22 protein-coding genes and 1 tRNA gene are annotated in these 22066 nt (G+C 67.1%); 14 read left to right on the top strand and 9 right to left on the bottom strand.

What is annotated here, in order from left to right; genetic code table 11:
- Positions 1-13: 13 nt before the first annotated feature.
- Positions 14-670 carry a thiopurine S-methyltransferase gene (locus ACI766_RS10765; RefSeq protein WP_003109680.1) on the bottom strand — a complete coding sequence of 219 codons (657 nt, stop codon included), beginning with the start codon at positions 668-670 and terminating at the stop codon, positions 14-16.
- A gap of 55 nt (positions 671-725) precedes the next feature.
- Positions 726-1172: a universal stress protein gene (locus tag ACI766_RS10760; protein ID WP_003106084.1), complete on the bottom strand. Its 447-nt coding sequence runs from the start codon at positions 1170-1172 to the stop codon at positions 726-728.
- Positions 1173-1301: 129 nt separating this feature from the next.
- On the opposite strand from ACI766_RS10760, the gene ACI766_RS10755 reads away from it, so the two are divergent.
- The 6 genes from ACI766_RS10755 (at position 1302) to ACI766_RS10730 (ending at position 8372) form a co-directional block, all read left to right on the top strand.
- Positions 1302-2261: a LysR family transcriptional regulator gene (locus ACI766_RS10755; RefSeq protein WP_003143729.1), complete on the top strand. Its 960-nt coding sequence runs from the start codon at positions 1302-1304 to the stop codon at positions 2259-2261.
- 137 nt (positions 2262-2398) lie between these two features.
- A complete protein-coding gene (locus ACI766_RS10750; protein ID WP_003106090.1) occupies positions 2399-3991 on the top strand; it encodes an MFS transporter in 1593 nt (530 codons plus the stop codon).
- Between the two features lie 11 nt (positions 3992-4002).
- Entirely contained in the window at positions 4003-5067 is a 1065-nt protein-coding gene (locus ACI766_RS10745) for an HlyD family secretion protein (protein WP_009876715.1), read from the top strand.
- The gene (locus ACI766_RS10740; protein ID WP_016562062.1) at positions 5064-6503 is read left to right on the top strand and encodes an efflux transporter outer membrane subunit; all 1440 of its coding nucleotides are present in this window, start codon (positions 5064-5066) and stop codon (positions 6501-6503) included. Before ACI766_RS10745 ends, ACI766_RS10740 begins: the two co-directional genes overlap by 4 nt.
- 36 nt (positions 6504-6539) lie before the next feature.
- On the top strand, positions 6540-7511 hold the full coding sequence (locus ACI766_RS10735; RefSeq protein ID WP_073669744.1) for a LysR family transcriptional regulator: 972 nt from the start codon (positions 6540-6542) through the stop codon (positions 7509-7511).
- Between the two features lie 90 nt (positions 7512-7601).
- A complete protein-coding gene (locus tag ACI766_RS10730; RefSeq protein ID WP_003452376.1) occupies positions 7602-8372 on the top strand; it encodes a DODA-type extradiol aromatic ring-opening family dioxygenase in 771 nt (256 codons plus the stop codon).
- A gap of 366 nt (positions 8373-8738) precedes the next feature.
- Here ACI766_RS10730 and ACI766_RS10725 read toward each other — a convergent pair whose 3' ends face one another.
- Positions 8739-10442, bottom strand: coding sequence for a DEAD/DEAH box helicase (locus ACI766_RS10725; protein ID WP_003119873.1), 1704 nt, complete (start codon positions 10440-10442; stop codon positions 8739-8741).
- Positions 10443-10752: 310 nt separating this feature from the next.
- Here ACI766_RS10725 and ACI766_RS10720 point away from each other — a divergent pair, with 310 nt between their 5' ends.
- Complete coding sequence (locus ACI766_RS10720; RefSeq protein WP_003104155.1) at positions 10753-11544, top strand: crotonase/enoyl-CoA hydratase family protein; 792 nt, start codon at positions 10753-10755, stop codon at positions 11542-11544.
- A 25-nt stretch (positions 11545-11569) separates the two neighbouring features.
- On the opposite strand, the gene ACI766_RS10715 is transcribed toward ACI766_RS10720, so the two are convergent.
- Entirely contained in the window at positions 11570-12319 is a 750-nt protein-coding gene (locus ACI766_RS10715) for a spermidine synthase (protein WP_003119872.1), read from the bottom strand.
- A 175-nt stretch (positions 12320-12494) separates the two neighbouring features.
- Here ACI766_RS10715 and ACI766_RS10710 point away from each other — a divergent pair, with 175 nt between their 5' ends.
- Positions 12495-13841, top strand: coding sequence for a class II 3-deoxy-7-phosphoheptulonate synthase (locus tag ACI766_RS10710; RefSeq protein WP_003117352.1), 1347 nt, complete (start codon positions 12495-12497; stop codon positions 13839-13841).
- Between the two features lie 40 nt (positions 13842-13881).
- On the opposite strand, the gene ACI766_RS10705 is transcribed toward ACI766_RS10710, so the two are convergent.
- Together ACI766_RS10705 and ACI766_RS10700 are read right to left on the bottom strand one after the other, a co-directional pair.
- Positions 13882-15090: a winged helix-turn-helix domain-containing protein gene (locus ACI766_RS10705; RefSeq protein WP_003110986.1), complete on the bottom strand. Its 1209-nt coding sequence runs from the start codon at positions 15088-15090 to the stop codon at positions 13882-13884.
- Between the two features lie 82 nt (positions 15091-15172).
- Positions 15173-15406 carry a DUF1127 domain-containing protein gene (locus ACI766_RS10700; protein ID WP_003104163.1) on the bottom strand — a complete coding sequence of 78 codons (234 nt, stop codon included), beginning with the start codon at positions 15404-15406 and terminating at the stop codon, positions 15173-15175.
- Positions 15407-15502: 96 nt separating this feature from the next.
- On the opposite strand from ACI766_RS10700, the gene ACI766_RS10695 reads away from it, so the two are divergent.
- Entirely contained in the window at positions 15503-16357 is an 855-nt protein-coding gene (locus tag ACI766_RS10695) for a LysR substrate-binding domain-containing protein (RefSeq protein WP_003090936.1), read from the top strand.
- A gap of 1 nt (position 16358) precedes the next feature.
- Here the strand turns inward: ACI766_RS10695 and ACI766_RS10690 are convergent, their stop codons facing one another.
- Positions 16359-17108 carry a sulfite exporter TauE/SafE family protein gene (locus ACI766_RS10690; protein WP_003104166.1) on the bottom strand — a complete coding sequence of 250 codons (750 nt, stop codon included), beginning with the start codon at positions 17106-17108 and terminating at the stop codon, positions 16359-16361.
- 100 nt (positions 17109-17208) lie between these two features.
- On the opposite strand from ACI766_RS10690, the gene ACI766_RS10685 reads away from it, so the two are divergent.
- The 3 genes from ACI766_RS10685 to ohrR (ACI766_RS10675) all read left to right on the top strand — a co-directional run bounded on the left by ACI766_RS10685 (position 17209) and on the right by ohrR (ACI766_RS10675) (position 19279).
- Positions 17209-18165 carry a LysR family transcriptional regulator gene (locus ACI766_RS10685; protein ID WP_003104167.1) on the top strand — a complete coding sequence of 319 codons (957 nt, stop codon included), beginning with the start codon at positions 17209-17211 and terminating at the stop codon, positions 18163-18165.
- Between the two features lie 85 nt (positions 18166-18250).
- Entirely contained in the window at positions 18251-18706 is a 456-nt protein-coding gene (ohrR, locus tag ACI766_RS10680; protein WP_003090940.1) for a hydroperoxide stress response transcriptional regulator OhrR, read from the top strand.
- 144 nt (positions 18707-18850) lie between these two features.
- Complete coding sequence (gene ohrR, locus ACI766_RS10675) at positions 18851-19279, top strand: organic hydroperoxide resistance protein OhrR (RefSeq protein ID WP_003104171.1); 429 nt, start codon at positions 18851-18853, stop codon at positions 19277-19279.
- 87 nt (positions 19280-19366) lie between these two features.
- Here the strand turns inward: ohrR (ACI766_RS10675) and efp are convergent, their stop codons facing one another.
- On the bottom strand, positions 19367-19933 hold the full coding sequence (gene efp / locus ACI766_RS10670; protein ID WP_003090942.1) for an elongation factor P: 567 nt from the start codon (positions 19931-19933) through the stop codon (positions 19367-19369).
- A gap of 42 nt (positions 19934-19975) precedes the next feature.
- Entirely contained in the window at positions 19976-21106 is a 1131-nt protein-coding gene (gene earP / locus ACI766_RS10665) for an elongation factor P maturation arginine rhamnosyltransferase EarP (protein ID WP_087823748.1), read from the bottom strand.
- Between the two features lie 155 nt (positions 21107-21261).
- Between earP and ACI766_RS10660 the strand changes: the two genes are divergently transcribed.
- Positions 21262-21351 (top strand) — tRNA-Ser (locus tag ACI766_RS10660).
- Between the two features lie 413 nt (positions 21352-21764).
- Complete coding sequence (gene oprI / locus ACI766_RS10655) at positions 21765-22016, top strand: outer membrane lipoprotei OprI (protein WP_003090944.1); 252 nt, start codon at positions 21765-21767, stop codon at positions 22014-22016.
- The last annotated feature ends 50 nt before the right edge of the window (positions 22017-22066 follow it).

The raw sequence follows: 22066 nt of genomic DNA, 5'->3' as shown, positions 1-22066 counted from the left end.
GCGGCGCCCCGTTTCAGCCTCTCTCCAGCAGGTAGACGGCCTCGTTCAGCCAGGACACCCCGCGCTCGAGGAATTTCCAGTTGACGCCGAGCACGTCGCCGCGCTCCAGTTCCTCGATCCGCCAACCGCCAGCGTAGTAGCCACGCACCTCCTCGTCGGGCACGGCGAACGGCGGACCGGCCATCTCCGCCTGCGGGTAGTCGATGGTGACCAGCAAGCCGAGGCTGCGCGTCGGCAGGACCGCCTGGAGATGCCCGGCATAGCGCTCGCGCATCTCCGGCGGCAGGGCGATCAGCGCGGCGCGGTCGTAGAACGCCCTGCACTGCGCCAGGTGCTCTGCCTGCAAGGCGAAGAAATCACCCTGCAGCAGGGTGATGCCGGCGACTCGGTAGCGGCGGAAACCACCCAGTTGATCGATCTCGGGGCGCAGGTCGTGCTCCTCGAAGAAGTCGCTCACGGCCTTTTCCGAAAGCTCCACCCCCAGCACCTCCAGTCCCTGGGCGGCCAGCCAGGCCAGGTCCAGGGTCTTGCCGCACAACGGCACCAGGATCCGTTCGCCCGCTTGCAGTCGCAGCCGCGACAGGTGGCGCATCAGGTAGGGATTGATCTCGTCCAGGTGGAAGCCGATCTGGTTGTTCGCCCAGCGGGCGTGCCAAAAATCCGCCTGCATCCTGTCCTCCGCATTCGTGGGAAAAACCGCAAGGTGGCGACAATCGGCCGGGAGGTCAACTCCCCTGCGCATCTCCCTCGCGCACTTCCACCAGCACCGGACACGGCGCCTCGCGGATCACCCGGTCGCCGACCGAAGGATCGAGCAGGCGCTCCAGCCGTCCCAGGTGCCGATGGCCGATGACGATCAGCTCGCAGCCCAGGCGCCGCGCCTCGCCCAGGATCACCTGCACCGGGTCGCCGGCACGCAGCTCGGCCCGTACCTCCAGCTCGCACCCGGCTAGCAGCGCACAAGCCTCGTCGAGCACCTGCCGGGCCTCTTCGCACTCGTGCGCGGCGGGGGGATAGTCGAGCAGCGTCGGCCGGCCCGGCAACGCATAGCCGGCGTCCACCGCGCACAGCAGGTGGACCCGCGCGCCCGGCGCGGCGGCCTGCCGCGCCAGCTCGGCAATGCGACGGGTCTGCGGGCCGCCGTCGATGGCGACCAGGAGCGTATGGAACATCGGCAAATCCTCGGATAGAGCGTGCACCGGCATTCTTCGGCAGCCACCGGTGCGCGTAAAGGCACCGCGAACGCAATCCAGCAATGCAGCGAACGCACGCCTGGGAGAACGAAAGACTGCACCCTGCGCATGCCAGCGTGCTTATACTTCCACTCCATGCATCTTCCCGATCTGAATCTCCTGGTCGCCCTCAACGTTCTTCTCGAAGAGGGCAGCGTGGTCGGAGCCGCGCGCCGCATGCACCTCAGCCCACCGGCGATGAGCCGTACCCTGTCACGGATCCGCGAGGCGGTAGGCGACCCGATCATGGTCCGCGCCGGCCGCAAGCTGGTGCCCACGCCCCGTGCCCTGGAACTGCAGGAGCAGGTCCGGCAACTGGTGGACCAGGCCCGCGACCTGTTCAACACTCGCGAGACCATCCAACTGGACAAGCTGGAGCGCTGCTTCACCCTGCGTTCCAACAACACCCTGGTCGGCGGTCTGTCGATACGCCTGCTGGAGATCTTCGCCGAGGAGGCGCCGCGCTGCACCCTGCGCTTCGTGCAGGAGTCGGACATCGACGACGAGGCACTGCGGCAAAACCGCATCGACCTCTACATCGGCGCCTCGTCCTGGATGGAACCCGAGGTCAAGACCCAGCAGTTGCTCACCACCCGCTTCGTCGGCCTGGCCCGCCAGGGGCACCCGATCTTCGACGGCGAGATCACTCCGCAGCGCTTCGTCGCTTTTCCGCATATCGCCGTCTCGCGTCGTGGCCTCAACCATGGACCGCTGGACCAGGCCCTGGGAGAACTCGGCCTGAAGCGCGACGTCAAGCTGATCAGCCCGACCTTCCACTCGGCGATCTTCGCCCTGCCCGGCTCCGACCTGCTGCTGCCGATCGCCGAGCATTCCCTGTGGCGGGCCAACCGACTGGGCCTGGGCCTGCGCCAGTTCGACATCCCGGTGCCGTTGAAGACCGTGATGGTGGTCCAGGCCTGGCATCCACGCTTCGACAACGATCCCGCGCACCGCTGGTTCCGGCAAACGATCAAGCGGATTTGCGAGGAAGTGCAGAGCGATCCCCATCCGCTGCTTGGCTCCAACTGAAACAGATGCACAAAATGCACTGATTCATTTCGATCATTTCAATTTTCACACTACCGGGACGCTCCTAGACTGCGGCGGAAATCAGAAGAGTTTCCGCCCATGCCTTGTTTCCCCACCCTCGCCGTAGCGAGGTCGCGATGACTTCGCTCGCCACCCCGCTCGGCCAGCCGACGCCAACCGCAGCCCCCGCCGCCCAGCCTTTCGGCGCGCGCATCGTGGTCGGCCTGCTCGGCGTGCTGCTCGCCTCGCTCACCGCCGGTCTCAATGGTCATGTCACCGAGATCGCCATGACCGATGTGCGCGGCGCACTCGCCATTGGCCATGACGAAGGCACCTGGCTGACCGTGCTCTACGAAGCCACCCAGGTCGCCGCCATGGCATTCGCGCCCTGGTGTTCGGTGACCTTTTCCCTGCGCCGCTTCACGCTCTTCGCCATCGGCGGCTTCGCCCTGCTGGCCCTGCTCTGTCCGTTCGCGCCGAACCTCGAGAGCCTGCTGGTCCTGCGCACCCTGCAAGGGCTGATGGCCGGCTGCCTGCCGCCGATGCTGATGACCGTGGCGCTACGCTTCCTGCCACCCGGGATAAAGCTCTATGGCCTGGGCGCCTATGCCCTCACCGCGACCTTCGGGCCCAACCTGGGCCTGCCACTGGCGGCGTTCTGGTTCGAATACGTCGGCTGGCAGTGGGTGTTCTGGCAGGTCATTCCACTGTGCCTGGTGGCGATGGCCGCGGTGTCCCATGGCATCCCCCAGGACCCGGTGCGCCTGGAACGCTTCCGCCAGTTCGACGGCATCGGCCTGCTCACCGGCTTCCCGGCGATCTGCGCCCTGGTGATCGGTCTGCTGCAAGGCGAACGCCTGGACTGGTTCGAGTCGCCGCTGATCTGCCTGCTGCTGGGCAGCGGCAGCCTCCTGCTGGGGCTGTTCCTGGTCAACGAATGGAGCCACCCGCTGCCGTTCTTCCGCCTGCAGTTGCTGAAGCGCCGCAACCTGACCTTCGCCCTGATCACCCTGGCCGGCGTGCTGGTGGTGCTCGGCGCGAGCATGGGCGTGCCGACCGAATTCCTCGCCGAGATCCGCGGCTACCGCCCCCTGCAGAGCGTACCCATGGTGTTGCTGGTGGCCCTTCCGCAGCTCGTCGCGCTGCCGCTGGTGGCGGCCCTCTGCAACATCCCGCGGGTCGACTGCCGCTGGGTGCTGGCCTGCGGCCTGTGCCTGTGCGCCGGTGCCTGCCTGAGCTTCAGCCAACTGACGGCGGACTGGGTGCGCGAGGACTTCTACCTGCCGATGCTGTTACTGGTGGTCGGCCAGCCGATGGCGGTGATTCCGCTGCTGATGCTCTCCACCAGCGTCATCGCGCCCATCGAGGGACCCTTCGCCTCGGCCTGGTTCAACACCGTCCGCGGCTTCTCCGGGGTAGTCGCCACCGCGGTGATCGGCGCCCTCGGCACCGCCCGCGAGCACTACCACTCCAACCGCCTGGTGGATCACCTGGGCAATGCGCCCCAGGCCGTCGAACTGCGCCTGCAACAGATCGCCGGCCTGCAACCGGGCGCCGACTCCGGCGCGCACTGGCAGCACCTGGCCGAACAGGCCCGCCAACAGGCCCAGGTGCTGGGCAACGCCGACGTGCTGCTGGCGATGGCCGGCCTGGCCTGCGCCCTGCTGATCCTGATTCCGATCCTGCCGCAACGGGCCTACCCGCCCCGCCCGGTCGCTCCCACACACTGAAAGGTCGCTGTATGTCGTTCATCACTTCGCGCAAGGGCAGCCTGCTGCTCGCCGCCCTGCTGGTCCTGACCCTACTGGTCTACCTGCTGTTCCACCTGCTCGCCCCACGGGTCGTGCAGAGCACCGACGACGCCTATGTGCACGCCGATTTCACCCTGGTCGCGCCGAAAGTCGCCGGCTTCGTCCAGGACGTTCTGGTCGAGGACAACCAGCCGGTCAAGGCCGGCCAGTTGCTCGCCCGCCTCGACGACCGCGACTTCCGCACCGCCCTGGCCGCCGCCGAAGCCGACGTGCTCGGTGCCGAGGCCAACCTGGCCAATGCCGAGGCCAACCTGCAACGCCAGCAGGCGCTGATCGAACAGGCGCGGGCCAAGGTCCGCGCCGAGCAGGCCGAGCTGGTCTTCGCCCGTCACGAGCAAAGCCGCTACCAGACCCTCGCCAGCAAGGGCGCCGGCAGCCTGCAGAACGCCCAGCAGGCGCAATCGCGGATCGATACCGCCAGCGCCCGGCTGGCCGAGGGCCAGGCCGCAGTGGATGCCACGCGCAAGCAGGTGAGCGTCCTCGAAGCCCGCGTCGGCCAGGCCCGTGGCGACCTGCAACGCATGCAGGCGCGACGCGACCAGGCCCGCCTGGACCTCTCCTACTGCGAACTCCGCGCCCCCTTCGACGGCCAGGTCGGCCGCCGCCAACTGCGCGTCGGCGCCTATGTCACGCCGGGCAGCGCGCTGCTGGCAGTGGTGCCCCTGCAGCAGGCCTACGTGGTCGGCAATTTCCAGGAAACCCAACTGACCCACGTCTCTCCCGGACAGGCCGTGGAAATCCGCGTCGACACCTTCCCCGGCAAGGTTCTGCGCGGCCATGTCGACAGCATCGCACCGGCCACCGGCCTGAGCTTCGCGCCGATCGCCCCGGACAACGCCACCGGCAACTTCACCAAGGTGGTCCAGCGGATCCCGGTGAAGATCGTTCTCGAGCCGCGCCAGGCCATGGCGGGCAAGTTGCGTGTGGGCATGTCGGTGGAAGCACGGATCGACACCGCGACCGGCACCCGCTCCGCCGAGGTTGCCCAGCAATGAAAGGCACTCCGCTCCTGCTTATTGCCAGCCTTGCGCTCGGCGCCTGCAGCCTCGGCCCCGACTTCACCCGCCCGGACCGCCCTGCGCCCGGCGAATGGTCGCTCCAGGCCGCTGCCGGCAACCCCAGCCACCTCGCCGCCGCGCCGCTCGCAGCCCAATGGTGGACGCTGTTCGACGACGCGCAATTGAACGCCCTGCTGCAACGGGTCCAGCGTGCCAACCTCGACCTGCGCAGCGCCACGGCGCGCCTGCAGCAGAGCCGCGCGATCCGTCGCAGCCTCGGCGGCGACGCCCTACCCTCGGTGGACGCCAGCGGCAACTACCAGCGCCAGCGGACCACCAGCGCCGGCCTGTTCGATCCTTCCGGCAAGGCCGGCAAAGGCAACTACAACCACGCCCTGGCCGGCTTCGACGCCTCCTGGGAGCTGGACTTCTGGGGCCGCGTGCGACGCGAGCTGGAAGCCGCCGACGCGACGGTGGAAGCCAGCGAGAACGAACTGCGCGACGTGCAGGTCTCGGTGCTGGCGGAAGCCGCGCGCAACTATATCCAGTTGCGCGGCGAACAGAACCGTGCGGCGATCATCCGCGACAACCTCGAGACCGCACGGCGCAGCCTGGAACTCACCCGCACGCGCCTGGCCAACGGCGTCGCCACCGACCTCGAGGTAGCCCAGGCGCTGGCCCAGGTGGCCAGCATGGAGGCACGCCTGCCCGAGGTGGAAAAGAACCAGGCGCACCTGGTCAACGCCCTCGGCTACCTGATCGGTGCCAGCCCCGGCAGCCTGCTCGCCGAACTCGGCCCGGCGCGGGCGATTCCGCGTCCGCCGGGCAGCGTGCCGGTCGGCCTGCCGTCCGAACTGGCCCAGCGCCGCCCCGACATCCGTCGTGCCGAAGCGCGCCTGCACGCCGCTACCGCCAGCATCGGCGTGGCCAAGGCGGACTTCTATCCGCGCATCACGCTCAACGGCAACTTCGGTTTCGAATCCCTGCAACTGTCCAGCCTGGGCGACTGGGACCATCGCCAGTTCGCCATCGGCCCGGCGTTCAGCCTGCCGATCTTCGAAGGCGGACGCCTGCGCGGACGCCTGGAGCTACGCGAGGCACAGCAGCAAGAAGCCGCCATCGACTACCAGCGCACCGTGCTGCGTGCCTGGCAGGAAGTCGACGACGCGATGCACGACTACGCCGCCAACCAGCGCCGCCAGGAGCGCCTCGGCGAAGCCGTGGCGCAGAACCGCCGCGCCCTGCAGAGCGCCCGCGAGCAATACCGCGCCGGCGCGGTGGACTTCCTCAGCGTGCTCGACAGCCAGCGGCAACTGCTGGACAACCAGGAACAGCAGGTCGCCAGCGACGAAGCGGTGTCGCTGACCCTGGTCAACCTCTACAAGGCGCTGGGCGGCGGCTGGAGCCCAACGTCCGACCCGGCGTCGGGCTGAGACGGCGCCGGGCGCGGACCGGCGAAGGAGTTGGAAATGGACCTGCTGCAAGGTATCCGGACCTTCGTCCGCGTGGTGGAGCACGGCAGCTTCACCCAGGCCGCCCAAGCGCTGGGGACCTCTCCGGCGACCGTTTCGCGCCAGGTCGCCGGGCTCGAACAGGCGCTCTCGGCGCGCCTGCTGCAACGCAATACGCGCAGCGTCGTGGTGACGGAAAGCGGTCTGCGCTATTACGAGCATTGCAAGCAGATCCTGCGCACGGTCGCCGCCGCCGCGGCGGACGTCGAAGACAGCCAGTCCCACGCCAGCGGTCGCCTGCGCCTCCACGCGGTGACCGAACTGGGCCTCGAGCACCTGATGCCGCTACTGGTGGACTACCTGGACGGCCATCCGGACGTCTCCGTCGACCTCACGCTGGCCCAGGGCACCCCGGCCCTGCTCGAGGAAGGCCTGGACGTGCTGATCACCCTCGGTCGAACCTTGCCGGACTCGACCCTGGTCGCCCGCGATCTCGGCCAGGTGTTCAGCGTGGTCTGTGCCGCGCCGGAATACCTGGCACGGCATGGCGTGCCACGCACGCCGGAGGACCTGCTGCGGCATCGCTGCCTGAACGTGGCCGCGCCGTCCTGCCCGCAGGGCTGGGCCTTCGTCGGCGAACGCGGCGAAACGCTGCTTAATCTCGACGAGGCGCTCAAGGTCAACCTTCCCGAGGCCGCCTGCGCCGCCGCCGCGGCCGGGCTCGGCGTCTGCCTGCTGCCCGGCTTCGTCGCCGCCCGCGCGCTGCAGGAAGGCAGCCTGTTGCGGCTACTGCCGGGCCATCGACTGCATGTCCGCGAGGTGTTCGTGCTGTACTCCTCGAGGCGCTACCTGGACGCCAAGATCCGCACCTGGGTGGACTTCCTCAGGGAACGCCTGCCCCTGGCGTTCGAGCGTGACCGGGCGATCCTCGACGATCGGCGCTACTGGGCGGAAAGCCCAACCGGCGTAGCGCGCGAGACCGCGACCTAACGCCTGGGTCGATAGGTATCCTCAAAAACATATACTGGTTTTCGATTGATCGAGGGAGGAACATGGCTCATCCGAGTCATGAGGTGAATCATGCTACCGACTCTCTATATTTCCCACGGCTCACCGATGCTCGCCCTCGAACCGGGCGCCAGCGGTGTACAACTGCGCCGCCTGGCTACAGAGCTGCCGCGGCCGAAGGCGATCCTGGTGGTTTCCGCGCACTGGGAAAGCGACGACCTGCGGGTAACCGGCGCCGCGGCGCCGGATATCTGGCACGACTTCTACGGCTTTCCGCCGCCCCTCTACGCCGTGCGCTACCCGGCCAAAGGCGAGCCGGCGCTGGCGCAGCGGACGATCGAACTGCTCCAGGCCGCCGGCCTGCCGGCCCAGGCCGACCCACAGCGACCATTCGACCACGGCACCTGGGTGCCGCTGAGCCTGATGTACCCGCAGGCGGACATCCCGGTGCTCCAGCTGTCCCTGCCGAGCCGCCTCGGTCCGGCCCTGCAGAGCCGCGTCGGCCAGGCCCTGCGCCAACTGCGCGGGGAAGGCGTGCTGCTGATCGGTTCCGGCAGCATCACCCACAACCTGGGCGAACTGGACTGGCGCGCCGGGCCGGAAGCCATCGCGCCCTGGGCGCGGGAGTTCCGTGACTGGATGGTGGAAAAGCTCCAGGCCGACGACCAGGCCGCGCTTCACGACTACCGCCGGCAGGCGCCCTGGGCGGCGCGCAACCACCCCAGCGACGAGCACCTGCTGCCACTGTTCTTCGCCCGCGGCGCGGGCGGCGGCGGGATGCGCGTCGAGCACAGCGGCTTTACCCTGGGCTCGTTGGGGATGGATATCTATCGCTTCGATTGACAGGGTTTCTCGTGGGACTGGCGGAGAGCATCGGCTTCCCGCCGCAAGCTGGGTGGACTCGGCTGGCAGCCAGGAAATCGCGAGCGATATAGTCCTGTAGTGCGGATAACGCCATAGGCGTTATCCGCGATGTCATGGATAGGCGGCGGATCAGGGCTTCGGTATGTGCAGGTCTGGCATGCACGACGTGGTGCCTGCCCTGGCGGCTGGGCGAGTCCTTTGTTTCCTTTAGACGCTTGCCAAAGGGACTCGCCCGGGGTGACGAAGCGAGAAGCCGGGGCAGGCGCGAAAAACAGCCTGGCCAGCAAACATCAAGCCCATGAAAAAGCCCCGCCGAAGCGGGGCTTTTGTTCATCGCGCTGGACCTCAGTCCTCGCGATAGCGGCGCAGGCGCAGGGCCTTGCCGGCGACGCGGGTGTCCTTGAGCTTGGTCAGCAGGCGCTCGAGATTGGCCTCGGGCAGCTCGATCAGGCTGAAGGTATCGCGAATCTGGATGCGACCGATGTCCTCGCGGGACAGGCCGCCCTCGTTGAGGATCGCGCCCAGCAGGTTCTTCGCCGCAACCCCGTCGCGCGCGCCGAGGGCAGTGCGGCAGCGGGCACGGCCTTCGCTCGGCGGCGCCATCGGACGACGCTCGCCGCTGCGCTCCGGACGCTCGCCGCGTTCGCCACGGTCGGCACGCTCGCGCGGTGCCGATGGGGTCAGCGGCTGTTCGCGGCGCACCGACTCCAGGTCCAGCGCCTTGCCGGCGGTCAGGCGTGCCAGCAATGCGGCGGCCAGGGTCTCGGCATCGCAGCCGAGGCGACGGCACAGCTCGTCGCGCACCGCGCCGCGCTGCTCGACGGCGCTGTCGAGCAAGGGCGTCAGGCTCGCGGCCAGGCGCGCCAGGCGGGCCTCCAGCACGGTCTCGGCATCCGGCAGGCGGACTTCGCCGACCTTCTGCCCGGTGACCCGCTCGATCACCTGCAGCATGCGCCGCTCGCGCGGAGTCACCAGCAACAGCGCGCGCCCTTCCCGGCCGGCACGGCCGGTACGGCCGATGCGGTGCACGTAGGACTCGGGGTCGTACGGCATGTCGATGTTCAGCACGTGGGTGATGCGCGGTACGTCCAGGCCCCGGGCGGCAACGTCGGTGGCGATGACGATGTCAAGCGAACCGTCCTTCAGCGACTCGATGACCCGCTCGCGCTGGGCCTGCGGCATGTCGCCGTTGAGCGCGGCGGCGCGGTAGCCCTGGCGCTCGAGCAATTCGGCGTAGTCGAGGGTGGCCTGCTTGGTGCGGACGAAGGCGATCAGCGCGTCGAACTGCTCGACTTCCAGCAGACGCTGGATCGAACCGGCCTTCTGGTCGGCATGGACCATCAGGTGGACCTGCTCGATGCGCGCCACGGTCTGGGTCTTGGCGGCGATCTTGACGTGCTTGGGCTGCTTCAGGTGGCGCTCGGCGATGCCACGGATGGACGCCGGCAGGGTCGCCGAGAAGAGCACGGTCTGGCGCGATTCGGGAAGCGCCTCGAAGATCACTTCCAGGTCGTCCATGAAGCCGAGCTTGAGCATCTCGTCGGCTTCGTCGAGCACCAGGCGCTGGACGGTGGCCAGCAGCTTCTCGTCGCGGCGCAGGTGGTCGCACAGGCGGCCGGGGGTAGCGACGAGGATCTGTGCGCCCTGGCGCAGGGCCTTCAGCTGCGGCCCCATGGGCGCGCCGCCGTAGACGGCGACCACGCCGACGCCCGGCAATTGCTTGGAATAGGTTTCGCAGGCGGTGGCGACCTGCAGGGCCAGCTCGCGGGTCGGCACCAGCACCAGCATCTGCGGCTCGCGGCGGCTCGGGTCGATGCGCGACAGCAGCGGCAGGGCGAACGCGGCGGTCTTGCCGGTACCGGTCTGCGCCTGGCCGATCATGTCGTGGCCTTCGAGGATCAGCGGAATCGATTGAGCCTGGATAGGCGAAGGCTCTTCGTAGCCTACGGCGACGATTGCCGCGAGCACATTGGGGTGAATACCGAGCGCGGCGAAGCCGACGGTTTCCTGAGTCATGGGTTTGCCTCGTATACATCCGCAAAGACCCATGACCCATGGCTGCTCATGCCCTGTACGGCCGAAACGGCCACCCAGGCAGCTGGGGCGGGGATTTGCGAGATTGCTTTTGAATTAGAAGATTACGTAAAGGAAATCCGCAGAGCGGATACACAGCCAGAGCACAGCGCTCCGAAAAATGCAGGTCCTGAACGGGGTCAGTTTTGACCGGCGCGCATCATACCGGAATTTTGACGTTTGTGTGCGTTTTTTCCGACATGCGTCATCGGAGAGACTGACAATGGACATCCCGATTCCAGACGTCTATACCGACGTTGCCCGCCCCCCGCCAGGAAACCGCCGCATGAACGACACCCTCCCAGGACGCATCAGCCGCGAACGGCGCGGCCACCTGCTGCTGCTCGGCCTCGACCGCGTGGCCAAGCGCAACGCCTTCGACCTGCCGATGCTCGACGACCTGGTCGCCGCGCTCGGCGAATACGAGGCCGACGACCAGTTGCGCTGTGCCCTGCTCTTCGCCCACGGCGAGCATTTCACCGCCGGGCTGGACCTGGCCAATGTCGGCGAGACCTTCCGCCAGGGCTGGAAACTCCCCGAAGGCGCCGTCGATCCCTGGGGCACCTTCGGCGGCCGGCGTCCAAGCAAGCCGCTGGTGGTGGCCGTGCAAGGCTACTGCTACACCATCGGCATCGAACTGATGCTGGCGGCCGACATCAACCTCTGCGCCAGCAACGCGCGCTTCGCCCAGCTCGAAGTGCAGCGCGGAATCCTCCCGTTCGGTGGCGCGACACTGCGCATGCATCAGGTCGCCGGCTGGGGCAACGCCATGCGCTGGCTGCTCACCGGCGACGAATTCGACGCCCACGAAGCCTATCGTCTCGGCCTGGTGCAGGAAGTCACCGCCCCGGAGGACCTCCTCGACCACGCCATCGCCCTCGCCGAACGGGTCGCGGCCCAGGCGCCGCTGGGCGTGCGCGCCACCCTCGGCTCGGCGCGCCAGGCCCTGCTGGAAGGCGAAGCGGTCGCCGCCGCTGCGTTGCCGGAAGCCGCCAGGCGCCTGCTCGACAGCGAGGACGCCAAGGAAGGCCTGCGCGCTCTCCAGGAACGCCGCCCGGGACGCTTCGAAGGACGCTAGCCGGGCCCTTGTCCGCGCGCCCTGGCTACTGGGCCGGGCGCAGGCTGTCGATATAGCCCTGCAACGAATAGCCGAGTTGCGGCTCCAGCGCCGCGGCACGCGTCCGCAGGGCTTCCTGGTCGAGTTCGAGGGCCAGGTTCGCCGGCACCAGCATCACCACGTTGCCCTCGGCCACCGGACACTCCCAGTAATGATGGTGATAGCGCCCGCGCAGCAGCGGCGCGCCCAGCGGCTTGCCATCGGTGCCGCTCCACTGGTTGATCACCAGCCAGCCATCCTCGGCGAGGCGCTCCTGGCAGGCACCGAGGAAATTCCAGGCCAGGTGCGCGGCCGACGGGCCGGTATCGGTATAGAGGTCGAGGAAGATCAGGTCGGCCTCCGCGCATTCGCCCAGGCTCTCCAGTGCGTCGCCGATGCGCAATCGCAGGCGCGGGTCGTCGCGCAGCCCCAGATGCTCGCGGGCCAGGCGCGGAATCGCCGGGCGCAGCTCGATGGCCTCGGCCTCCTCCAGCGGCAGGTGGCGCAGGCAGGCCTGGGTCAGGCTGCCGGCGCCGAAACCGAGGAACAACGCGCGACGCGGTTGCGAATGGCAGAGCCCGCCGAGCAGCATGGCGCGGGTGTAGTCGTATTCCAGCCAGGCCGGATCGGGCATGAACACGCAGCTCTGCTCGACACCGTCGCCGAACTCGAGGAAGCGATAGTCGCCGGACTCGATGACCCGGATGACCCCGTATTCGTCGCGCTCCTCGACCAGCAGACGTTCTTCGCTCACCACTCACCTCCCCCCGCCGCTTCGCCGGCTATCGCCAGGCGCTCCGGCAAAAGCACCGCAGCATAGCAAAGCCGGCCCGACGATGGATTTCCGCTATTGCAACGATCGCTGGCGGCGCTGCGGCGAGCTGCTCTACCATGCCGCAATCCGCTTTCCCGAGCATTGCCAAGAGTCGTAGATGAGCCAGTCCTGGAGCCCCGAGAGCTGGAGGGCCAAGCCGATCCAGCAACAACCCGAGTACCCCGATGCCGCGCACCTGGCCAGGGTCGAGCAGACCCTCGCCGGATACCCACCGCTGGTCTTCGCCGGCGAGGCTCGCGAGCTGCGCCGGCAGTTCGCCGAAGTCACCGCCGGACGCGCCTTCTTGCTCCAGGGCGGGGATTGCGCGGAAAGCTTCGCCGAATTTTCCGCGGCGAAGATCCGCGATACCTTCAAGGTACTGTTGCAGATGGCGGTGGTAATGACCTTCGCCGCCGGCTGCCCGGTAGTGAAGGTCGGGCGCATGGCCGGCCAGTTCGCCAAGCCGCGCTCCTCCGGCGACGAAACGCAGAACGGCGTGACCCTGCCTGCCTATCGCGGCGACATCGTCAACGGCATCGGCTTCGACGAGAAGAGCCGCGTGCCGGACCCGGAGCGCCTGTTGCAGGCCTACCACCAGTCCACCGCCAGCCTCAACCTGTTGCGCGCCTTCGCCCAGGGCGGCTTCGCCGACCTGCACCAGGTGCACCGCTGGAACCTCGACTTCATCGCCAACTCGGCGCTGGCCGAGCGCTACCAGCAACTCGCCGACCGCATCGACGAGACCCTCGCCTTCATGCGCGCCTGCGGCCTGGACAGCGCGCCGCAGCTCCGCGAAACAAGCTTCTTCACCGCCCACGAAGCGCTCCTGCTGAACTACGAGGAAGCCCTGACCCGCCGCGACAGCCTGACCGGCGAGTGGTACGACTGCTCGGCGCACATGCTCTGGATCGGCGACCGCACCCGCCAGCTCGACGGCGCCCATGTCGAGATGCTGCGCGGCGTAGGCAATCCGATCGGGGTCAAGGTCGGGCCGAGCATGGACAGCGAGGAGCTGATCCGCCTGATCGATATTCTCAACCCGGACAACGATCCGGGCCGCCTCAACCTGATCGTGCGGATGGGTGCCGACAAGGTCGGCGACCACCTGCCGCGCCTGATCCAGGCCATCCAGCGCGAGGGCCGCCAGGTGCTGTGGAGTTCCGATCCTATGCACGGCAATACCATCAAGGCCTCCAGCGGCTACAAGACCCGCGACTTCGCCCGCGTGCTCGCCGAAGTCCGCCAGTTCTTCGAGGTGCACCAGGCCGAAGGCAGCTACGCCGGCGGCATCCACATCGAGATGACCGGGCAGAACGTCACCGAGTGCATCGGCGGTTCGCGACCGATCACCGAAGACGGCCTCAGCGACCGCTACCACACCCACTGCGACCCGCGGCTGAACGCCGACCAGTCGCTGGAGCTGGCCTTCCTGATCGCCGAAACCCTGAAGCAGGTGCGCCGCTGAGCGCGCCGCGGCCGCTCCCGCCGCCCGGCGGGAGCGCTCGCTAGAGCAGCACCCCGCGCAAGCGTACCGCCAACTCCCCGCGCCCCTCGATCGCCACCGTCGCCAGGCCCAGCCAGGCGGCCATGCTGCGCAGTTGCTCGGCCAGCTCGTGCAGGGCGGCATCGTCCATGCCGTTCGCCTCGGCATGCAACGCATGCACCGCCAGGCGCTCGCGCGCCCGCTCGGCGCGGAGGTCGACGCGGCCGACCAGACGGCCGTTGTACAGGAATGGCAGCACGTAGTAGCCGTACACGCGTTTTTCCTTCGGCGTGTAGATCTCCAGGCGATAGCGGAAATCGAACAGGCGCTCGGCCCGCGCCCGCTCCCAGACCAACGAGTCGAAGGGCGAGAGCAAGGCACTGGCGCCTAGCCGCCGCGGCACCTGCGGTTCGCCGGGGCAGTAGGCCGGCTGGCTCCAGCCCTCGACCCGGACCGGCAGCAGCTCGCCAGCCTCCACCAGTTCGGCGAGGCGCGCGCGGCTCTGCGCCGGGCTCAGCCGATAGTAGTCGCGCAGGTCCTTTTCGGTGGCCACGCCCAGGGCGCTCGCCGCCATCCGCAACAGCTCGCGCTGGGCCTGTGCCTCCGAAAGCTCGGGGCGCGCCAGCAATTCCGCGGGAAACACCCGCTCCGGCAGGTCATAGAGCCGCTCGAAGCCGCGCCGTCCGGCCACCGTCAGCTCGCCGGCGGCGAACAGCCATTCCAGCGCATGCTTTTCCGCGCTCCAGTCCCACCAGGGACCGGCCCGCTCCTGCCGCGTGCTCAGGCTGCCGGCACCTAGCGCACCTTGCTCGCGCACCGCCTGCAACACCTGGCGGATCAGTGGCTGCTGTTCCCGGCCGAAACGTGCCAGTTGCTGGTAGATGCCCTGGCCGTCGGCGGCCTGGCGCATCCGCCAGCGCATCAACGGGTAGTGTTCCAGCGGCAGCAGCGAGGCCTCGTGCCCCCAGTATTCGAACAACTGGCGGTGACGGCCGACACTCCAGGCCGCCTCGTCGAGCAGCGTCATGGAGTAGGGACCGAGACGGGAAAACAGCGGCAGGTAGTGCGAGCGCACCAGCGCATTCACCGAATCGATCTGCAACAGGCCAAGGCGCGCGAGCATTTCGCGCAGATGCCGCCGCTGCACGCTGCGGCGCGTCCGCCGACCGTCGAAGCCCTGCGCGGCCAGGGCCAGGCGGCGGGCTTCGGCGAGGGAAAGCGAAAGACTCATGGAGCGCCCCAGTCGATGAAGGAGACTGCGAGTCTATCGCGCCTCCGCCGCCGTGCCAGCCTGGCGCGCCGCTGCGGTTCGCTCAATGCCGACGCAGCGGGTCGTCCCAGAAATGCCGCTCGCCCTCCTGGAAGATATCCGCTCGACTCAGGCCGAGGTCCTTCAGCGCTTCGTCGCTCATCCTCAGCAGTTCCCGGCGCTCGCGGGCCAACTGCAACCAGCGCCGCCAGCGACGCCACAACGACGGCGCAGCGGTCGAGGCGGGATGGGATGCAGCGTGGAAGTGACTGCCGAAATAATCCTGTTGACCTTTCATCGTCTTGCCCTCCGTTCGGGATAGGCACAGTGTCCCGCCAGGCATAGGATCAATCCAACGAATCATTCTTATGCAATGCATCTTGGAGATTGATGAATGAGCTACCAGCCCGGCATCGATACGGAATTGCTCCGCACCTTCGTCGCCATCGCCGAGCACGGTGGTTTCACCCGCGCCGCGGAGGCGGTGAATCGCACCCAGTCGGCGGTCAGCATGCAGATGAAGCGGCTCGAGGAGGACGTCCTGCAGCGCTCGCTGTTCGAGCGCGACGGAAGGCAGACCCGCCTCACCGCCGAAGGCCAGGTGCTGCTCGGCTATGCCCGGCGGATCCTCAAGCTGCACGGCGAGGTGTTCAACACCCTGCGCCGCCCGCACATGGTCGGTTCGGTGCGCATCGGCACCCCGGACGACTACGTGATGCGCTTCCTCCCGGCGATCCTGTCGCGCTTCGCCGAAGCCTATCCGCTGGTGCAGGTCGAGGTGCATTGCGACACCTCGCTCAACCTGCTGGCGCGCAACGACCTCGACCTGTCCATCGTCACCCGCGAGCCGGGCACCGAGATCGGCCAGTTGCTGCGCCAGGAGCCCTTCGTCTGGATGGCCGCCGAGGGCTTCTGCCCCCACGACCAGCGGCCGATCCCGCTGGCCATGTTCAACACCACCTGCTTTTGCCGGGCCTGGGCCTGCAACGCCCTGGAGGCGGCGGAACTGGACTACCGCATCGCCTACAGCAGCCCCAGCCTGTCGGCGCTGTTCGCGGTGGTCAGCGCCGGCCTCGCCGTGACCGTGCAACTGCGCAGCCTGCTCACCGGCAACCTGCGCATCCTCGACGAGAGCGAGGGCCTGCCCGCCCTGCCCTCGGCCAGCATCATGCTGATGCGCAACCCGCACAGCCAGTCACCGGTCACCGAGAAGCTCGCCGAATACATCGGCGAGGGCTTCCGTCTCTGACTCAACCGCGCACCAGCAGGAGCACCGCGCACGATGCGAGGAAGGCGCAGAAGGCCATGCGCAGGCTGCGCTCGGGCAAGGCGTGGGCCAGCCTCACGCCCCAGGAAATGCTCAGCAGGCCGCCCAGCGCCAGGGGGATCCCCATCCGCCAGTCGACATGGCCGTGCATGGCGTAGGTCCCCAGCGCCACCGCCGTGCTCGGCGCGGCCAGGGCCAGCGCGAGGCCCTGGGCGACGACCTGGGCGAGGCCGAACACCGAAGTCAGCACCGGTGTCGCCAGCACCCCGCCACCGACCCCGAAAAGCCCGCCGAGCGAGCCCGCGCCAAGGCCCAGCACGCCCATCCAGGGCAAACCGTAGCGCGGCGTCGCGCCGCCCTGCGGCGGGCGCCGGAACAGGCGCCAGAACATGTAGCCGGCCAGCGCCAGGAGGAAGATCACGAACGCTTCGCGCATCCGCGCCGCATCGATCCGCGCGGCCACGCTGGACGCCAGGAACGCGCAAAGCAGGCCGGTCAGGGCAAGGACTCCGGCCTGGCGCGGATCGATGCGGTTGCGCTGGTGGTAGCGCCACAACGCCAGCACCACGTTCGGTACCACCATCACCAGCGCGGTACCCTGCGCCAGTTGCTGGTCGAGACCGAAGATCACCCCCAGCGCCGGGATCGCCAGCAAGCCGCCGCCTATCCCGAACAGACCGCCCAGGCAACCGAGCACCATCCCCAGCAGGAAATCGAGAAATACATCCAGCATGTCAGCCCCTCTTTCGACGCCTCCATGCTAGGCAAGCGTGGCTGGATGGGAAACGCACAAGAAAGCACAATGGCTATGCCAATTACGCAAAGGCATGAGCATGTTGCCCGATACCCTCAGCGAACAGTTCGTTCTCTACCTCGATGTCCTCGATGGCGGCAGCTTCTCCGCCGCTGCGCGCAAGCACCCGCTCACCCCGTCCGCCGTGGCGCGCCGGATGGACGCCCTGGAACGCGCCGTCGGCAGCACTCTGCTGGTGCGCACCACCCATGCGGTGCGCGCTACTCCGGCCGGCCTGGCCTTCGCCGACCGCGCCCGGCGGATCGTCACCGAACTGCGCCTGGCCCGTGCCGAAGCGGTGTCCCTGAGCACCGCGCCGCAGGGCCTGATCCGTATCGATGCGCCGGTGCCCTTCGGCCGCCGCCACCTGGCCCCGGCGGTCGCCGACTTCCTCAAGGCCAACCCCGGCCTCGACGTGCAATTGCGCCTGATCGGCAGCTTCATCGACCTGCAGGGCGAACATCTCGGCGAGGTCGACCTGGTGTTGCGCGCCGGCCCGCTACCCGACAGCCGCCTGGTGGCCACCTCGCTGGCGCCGATGGTGCGGGTGGTCTGCGCCAGCCCGGAATACCTGCGCGAACACGGCGTTCCCGCATCCCCAGGCGAACTGCCGGAGCATGCCGGCATCGATTGGGACAACCTGTCGCCACCCTATGCCTGGCGCTTCCAGCACGACGGCAAGCTCCAGCACCTGCGGCCGAAACGGGCGCGGCTGGCCACCAATAACGCCGAAGCGATGGTCGACGCGGCGCTGGCCGGCCTCGGCATCGCCCACCTGCCGACCTGGTTGTGCAGCGAGTACCTGCTACGCGGCGAACTGCAGGCGCTGTTCTGCGACGACGGCTTGCCCGCCGCCGAGCCCACCTGCATCTATGCCCTGCGCCTGGAACGCGAAGCCAGTTCGCGAACCCGTCTGCTGCTGGCTTTCCTCCGCGAGCGCTTCGGCTTTCCGCCGCCCTGGGACCAGGCCCTGCAGCAGCGTCTCGGCGAGCGCTGAGGACACCACCCGGCGGGAAACCTGGAAAGCCAATAGCCACTACGCTAAATTCATGCACAGTGCCCTACTTACTTGGAAGACAGCCATGTCCCGACTGCCCACCACCCCTTGCGAGCAGCTCAAGCTGGACAACCAGCTGTGCTTCGCCCTGTATTCCACCTCGCTGCAGATGACCAAGGTCTACAAGCCCCTGCTGCAAGCGCTCGGCCTCACCTATCCGCAGTACATCGCCATGCTGGTGCTGTGGGAACGCGACGGCCTGACCGTGGGCGAAATCAGCGCACGCATGCTTACCGACCCGGGATCGCTCACGCCTCTGCTCAAGCGCCTGGAGGGCGAAGGTCTGATTACCCGCACTCGCAGCAGCGAAGACGAGCGGGTAGTCCTGCTGCGCCTGACCGACAAGGGCCGCGCCCTGCAGCGACAGGCCGAGAGCATTCCCGCCTGCATCCTGGAGAGTACCGGCCTCGATTTGCCACAACTGGTCGCCCTAAAGGATGAGCTGCTGGCCCTGCGCGGCAACCTGCAAGCACCGGATTGAGGGGCTTATACCTACCTGTCTGGTTTTTATCGCCAAATCTTCCAACGATTTATCTTGCGCACAAAATAACATGGCGATAAATTTCGCTTCACGCACTTACTTAGCGCGCAAGAACTTAACGTACAAATCAGACAGGTGACCCTCATGCAAACCATCAAGGCTCTCTACACCGCAACCGCAACCGCCACCGGAGGCCGTGACGGCCGTGCGGTATCCTCGGACGGCGTGCTCGACGTGAAACTCAGCACTCCGCGCGAACTGGGCGGCCAGGGCGGCGCGGCCACCAACCCGGAACAACTGTTCGCCGCCGGCTACTCCGCCTGCTTCATCGGAGCCCTGAAGTTCGTTGCCGGCCAGCGCAAGCAGACCCTTCCCGCCGACGCCTCGATAACCGGCAAGGTCGGCATCGGCCAGATTCCCGGCGGCTTCGGCCTGGAGGTCGAACTGCACATCAACCTGCCGGGCCTGGAGCGCGAAGCCGCCGAAGCGCTGGTAGCCGCCGCCCACCAGGTCTGCCCCTACTCCAACGCTACCCGCGGCAATATCGACGTACGCCTGAACGTGTCGGTCTGAAGCTTCCGACTCTCCGCGCCGCGGCGGCGGACAGCGGAAACGAAAAAGCCCGGCGAATGCCGGGCTTTTTCTCGTCGCACGAAAGGATCAGGCCTTGACGCGGGACTTGTACTCGCCGGTGCGGGTATCGATCTCGATCGAGTCGCCGATTTCGCAGAACGCGGAAACCTGCAGCTCGGCGCCGTTGTTCAGGCGCGCGGTCTTCATCACCTTGCCCGAGGTGTCGCCGCGGACGGCCGGCTCGGTGTAGGCGATCTGGCGAACGATGGTGGTCGGCAGCTCTACCGAGATCACCTTGTCGTTGTAGAACACGGCTTCGCAGATGTCGGTCATGCCGTCTTCGATGAAGGTCAGCACGCCTTCCAGATCGTCTTTCTCGATCTCGTACTGGTTGAACTCGCTGTCCATGAAGACGTACAGCGGGTCGGCGAAGTAGGAGTAGGTCACTTCCTTGCGATCGAGGATGATCGGCTCCAGCTTGTCGTCAGCCTTGAACACGGTCTCGGTACCGGCGCCGGTCAGCAGGTTCTTCAGCTTCATCTTGACGACGGCAGCGTTACGGCCGGACTTGTTGAACTCGGCCTTCTGGATGACCCAGGGAGCGCCATTGATGTTGGCAACCTGGCCGGCGCGGAACTCTTGAGCGGTTTTCATACGAATATCCGATGGATGAAAGACAAAAAATCAGGCCGCGTATCATAGCCAATCTGCGTAAAATTGCACCAGCCTTGCCGCAAGATCCGGACGCATGCCCTGTTCGTCGGCCCAGCGCTGCGCTTCCCGACGCCACTCGGGCAGTTGCCTCTCCAGCCCCTCCCAGGCCCCGGCAAGTCCACCGCCGGCGTTCCACGCCAGCCAGAAGGTGCGCAGGTTTTCCGCCAGGTCGGCGGGCAGGCCGGCGCAATAGAGTTCGAGGAATGCCTCGAGCTTCGCCAGGTGCGCCTCCTCTTCCTGTCTATAGATGTGCCAGAGCAGCGGCCGTCCCGCCCACTGCGCGCGAACGAAGGAATCCTCGCCGCGCACCGCGTTCAGGTCGCAGCACCACAACAGGCGATCGTAGTCGTCCTGCGCCATGAACGGCAGCACCTGGACCCGCAACGCGTCGCGCACGTGGACGTCCCCGACGGCCAGGGTAACCACCCGCAGCCAATCGGCGACATCCGCCAGCACCCGCCCCTCCGGCACCAGCAGCAGGCTCGGCTGGCGGGCGTCGCGCAGTTGTTCCAGCCAACCAGGCAGCGCCGGGTTTTCGTAGGCAAACAGCGAAATCAGTCGCTCGCCAACCTTCCGCCGCACGCCGAGGGAGGCGAGAAACTCATCCTGCGCCGAGACGGAGGCCTGGAAACGGCGCCGACGTTCCAGCAGGCCGGCCTCGCGCAACAGGCCGCCACTGGGCTCGCGGAACCCGGGAAAGAAGAAGTACTTGGAAAGCCCGCACGCCTGCAGCGACGGCAATGCGTGGCAACTGCCGATCCATTCCTCGGCACTCAGGTACTCCAGGTTCAGCCACAGGGACGGCCGCTTGCGCTCGCGCATGGCCTGCCGGTGCGCCTCCGGCAGTTCGCAGGCGAAGGCCTCTATCACCACATCGGCGGCCGCCACCGGTGCCCACGGTCGGCCCCAGGCACGCACTTCGACCCCATCCAGGCACTGCACGTGCGCCGCCGGGTCCGCCCGCGGACAGATCCGGGCGAAGGCCTGCGGCTCGTCCACCCACAGGCGCACGGCCTGACCGTGCTCGGCGGCCAGTTGGCGAGCCAGGCGCCAGGTGACGCCGATGTCGCCATAGTTGTCGACCACGCTACAGAAAATGTCCCAGCTCGCCATCCGCCTCTCCTCTTCGTGCCCGGCAGTCTACCAAGGCACCCCGCGGACTTTCCTCCGACGACCTAAGCCGATGAAAAAGTTAAAAAAATATTTGCCAAGCGGGAAATGTTCGAGTAAATTGCGCGCCTCGACAGACACGGCGCTGTCGAGAACCTGGTGAGGTGTCCGAGTGGTTGAAGGAGCACGCCTGGAAAGTGTGTATACGGGAAACCGTATCGAGGGTTCGAATCCCTCCCTCACCGCCAGATCGCAAGAAGGCCCGGCTAATCAAGTTAGCCGGGCCTTTTTCATTTCCGCACCAATACTTACGGCATTTCCGGCAACATGCTGGCAACTTAGTTGTTACTTGCCACTCCCCGCCAAGTCGATAAGCGCCAGCCACTCCGGAACATTCTCGACAACCCGGCAGCCCTCATCCCCCGCCTCTTGCAGCAACTCTAGCCAAGGTCCGGGAAATTGCTTACTTGCGCCGCACGCTGGATATTTTTTGAACAAACGACACTCCAACTACTGCTAAAGTCGGGGGGACTAAAAAAAAAGTTGCTCGGCTTGCGCTTGGTCAGTTTACTTACTACAAGTAATGGGTAGTATGTAGCCGGCTAATTTCCCCGGCTGGGGAGATTGCTGTTATGGAAATGTCCACCTTAAGGGGAACACGATGAACAACGTTCTGAAATTCTCTGCTCTGGCTCTGGCTGCTGTTCTGGCCACCGGTTGCAGCAGCCACTCCAAAGAAACCGAAGCTCGTCTGACCGCTACCGAAGACGCAGCTGCTCGTGCTCAGGCTCGCGCTGACGAAGCCTATCGCAAGGCTGACGAAGCTCTGGGCGCTGCTCAGAAAGCTCAGCAGACCGCTGACGAGGCTAACGAGCGTGCCCTGCGCATGCTGGAAAAAGCCAGCCGCAAGTAATAGGTCTCACGACCTGTTGAAAACCGGTCCCTCGGGGCCGGTTTTTTTAT

The sequence above is a fragment of the Pseudomonas sp. DL genome (genome assembly GCF_047199225.1).
In the GTDB taxonomy this organism is placed as follows: domain Bacteria; phylum Pseudomonadota; class Gammaproteobacteria; order Pseudomonadales; family Pseudomonadaceae; genus Pseudomonas; species Pseudomonas aeruginosa.
This window is presented reverse-complemented; position numbering and strand designations above follow the sequence as displayed.

Coding starts and splice junctions, on each gene's coding strand:
- ACI766_RS10685 (WP_003104167.1), top strand. CDS start 17,209: ATGTTGCCCGATACCCTCAGCGAACAGTTCGTTCTCTACCTCGATGTC.
- ACI766_RS10690 (WP_003104166.1), bottom strand. CDS start 17,108: ATGCTGGATGTATTTCTCGATTTCCTGCTGGGGATGGTGCTCGGTTGC.
- ACI766_RS10760 (WP_003106084.1), bottom strand. CDS start 1,172: ATGTTCCATACGCTCCTGGTCGCCATCGACGGCGGCCCGCAGACCCGT.
- ACI766_RS10720 (WP_003104155.1), top strand. CDS start 10,753: ATGAACGACACCCTCCCAGGACGCATCAGCCGCGAACGGCGCGGCCAC.
- earP (WP_087823748.1), bottom strand. CDS start 21,106: ATGGCGAGCTGGGACATTTTCTGTAGCGTGGTCGACAACTATGGCGAC.
- ACI766_RS10705 (WP_003110986.1), bottom strand. CDS start 15,090: ATGAGTCTTTCGCTTTCCCTCGCCGAAGCCCGCCGCCTGGCCCTGGCC.
- ohrR (WP_003090940.1), top strand. CDS start 18,251: ATGTCCCGACTGCCCACCACCCCTTGCGAGCAGCTCAAGCTGGACAAC.
- oprI (WP_003090944.1), top strand. CDS start 21,765: ATGAACAACGTTCTGAAATTCTCTGCTCTGGCTCTGGCTGCTGTTCTG.
- ACI766_RS10730 (WP_003452376.1), top strand. CDS start 7,602: ATGCTACCGACTCTCTATATTTCCCACGGCTCACCGATGCTCGCCCTC.
- ACI766_RS10740 (WP_016562062.1), top strand. CDS start 5,064: ATGAAAGGCACTCCGCTCCTGCTTATTGCCAGCCTTGCGCTCGGCGCC.
- ACI766_RS10695 (WP_003090936.1), top strand. CDS start 15,503: ATGAGCTACCAGCCCGGCATCGATACGGAATTGCTCCGCACCTTCGTC.
- efp (WP_003090942.1), bottom strand. CDS start 19,933: ATGAAAACCGCTCAAGAGTTCCGCGCCGGCCAGGTTGCCAACATCAAT.
- ohrR (WP_003104171.1), top strand. CDS start 18,851: ATGCAAACCATCAAGGCTCTCTACACCGCAACCGCAACCGCCACCGGA.
- ACI766_RS10725 (WP_003119873.1), bottom strand. CDS start 10,442: ATGGGTCTTTGCGGATGTATACGAGGCAAACCCATGACTCAGGAAACC.
- ACI766_RS10755 (WP_003143729.1), top strand. CDS start 1,302: ATGCCAGCGTGCTTATACTTCCACTCCATGCATCTTCCCGATCTGAAT.
- ACI766_RS10750 (WP_003106090.1), top strand. CDS start 2,399: ATGACTTCGCTCGCCACCCCGCTCGGCCAGCCGACGCCAACCGCAGCC.
- ACI766_RS10700 (WP_003104163.1), bottom strand. CDS start 15,406: ATGAAAGGTCAACAGGATTATTTCGGCAGTCACTTCCACGCTGCATCC.
- ACI766_RS10745 (WP_009876715.1), top strand. CDS start 4,003: ATGTCGTTCATCACTTCGCGCAAGGGCAGCCTGCTGCTCGCCGCCCTG.
- ACI766_RS10765 (WP_003109680.1), bottom strand. CDS start 670: ATGCAGGCGGATTTTTGGCACGCCCGCTGGGCGAACAACCAGATCGGC.
- ACI766_RS10710 (WP_003117352.1), top strand. CDS start 12,495: ATGAGCCAGTCCTGGAGCCCCGAGAGCTGGAGGGCCAAGCCGATCCAG.
- ACI766_RS10735 (WP_073669744.1), top strand. CDS start 6,540: ATGGACCTGCTGCAAGGTATCCGGACCTTCGTCCGCGTGGTGGAGCAC.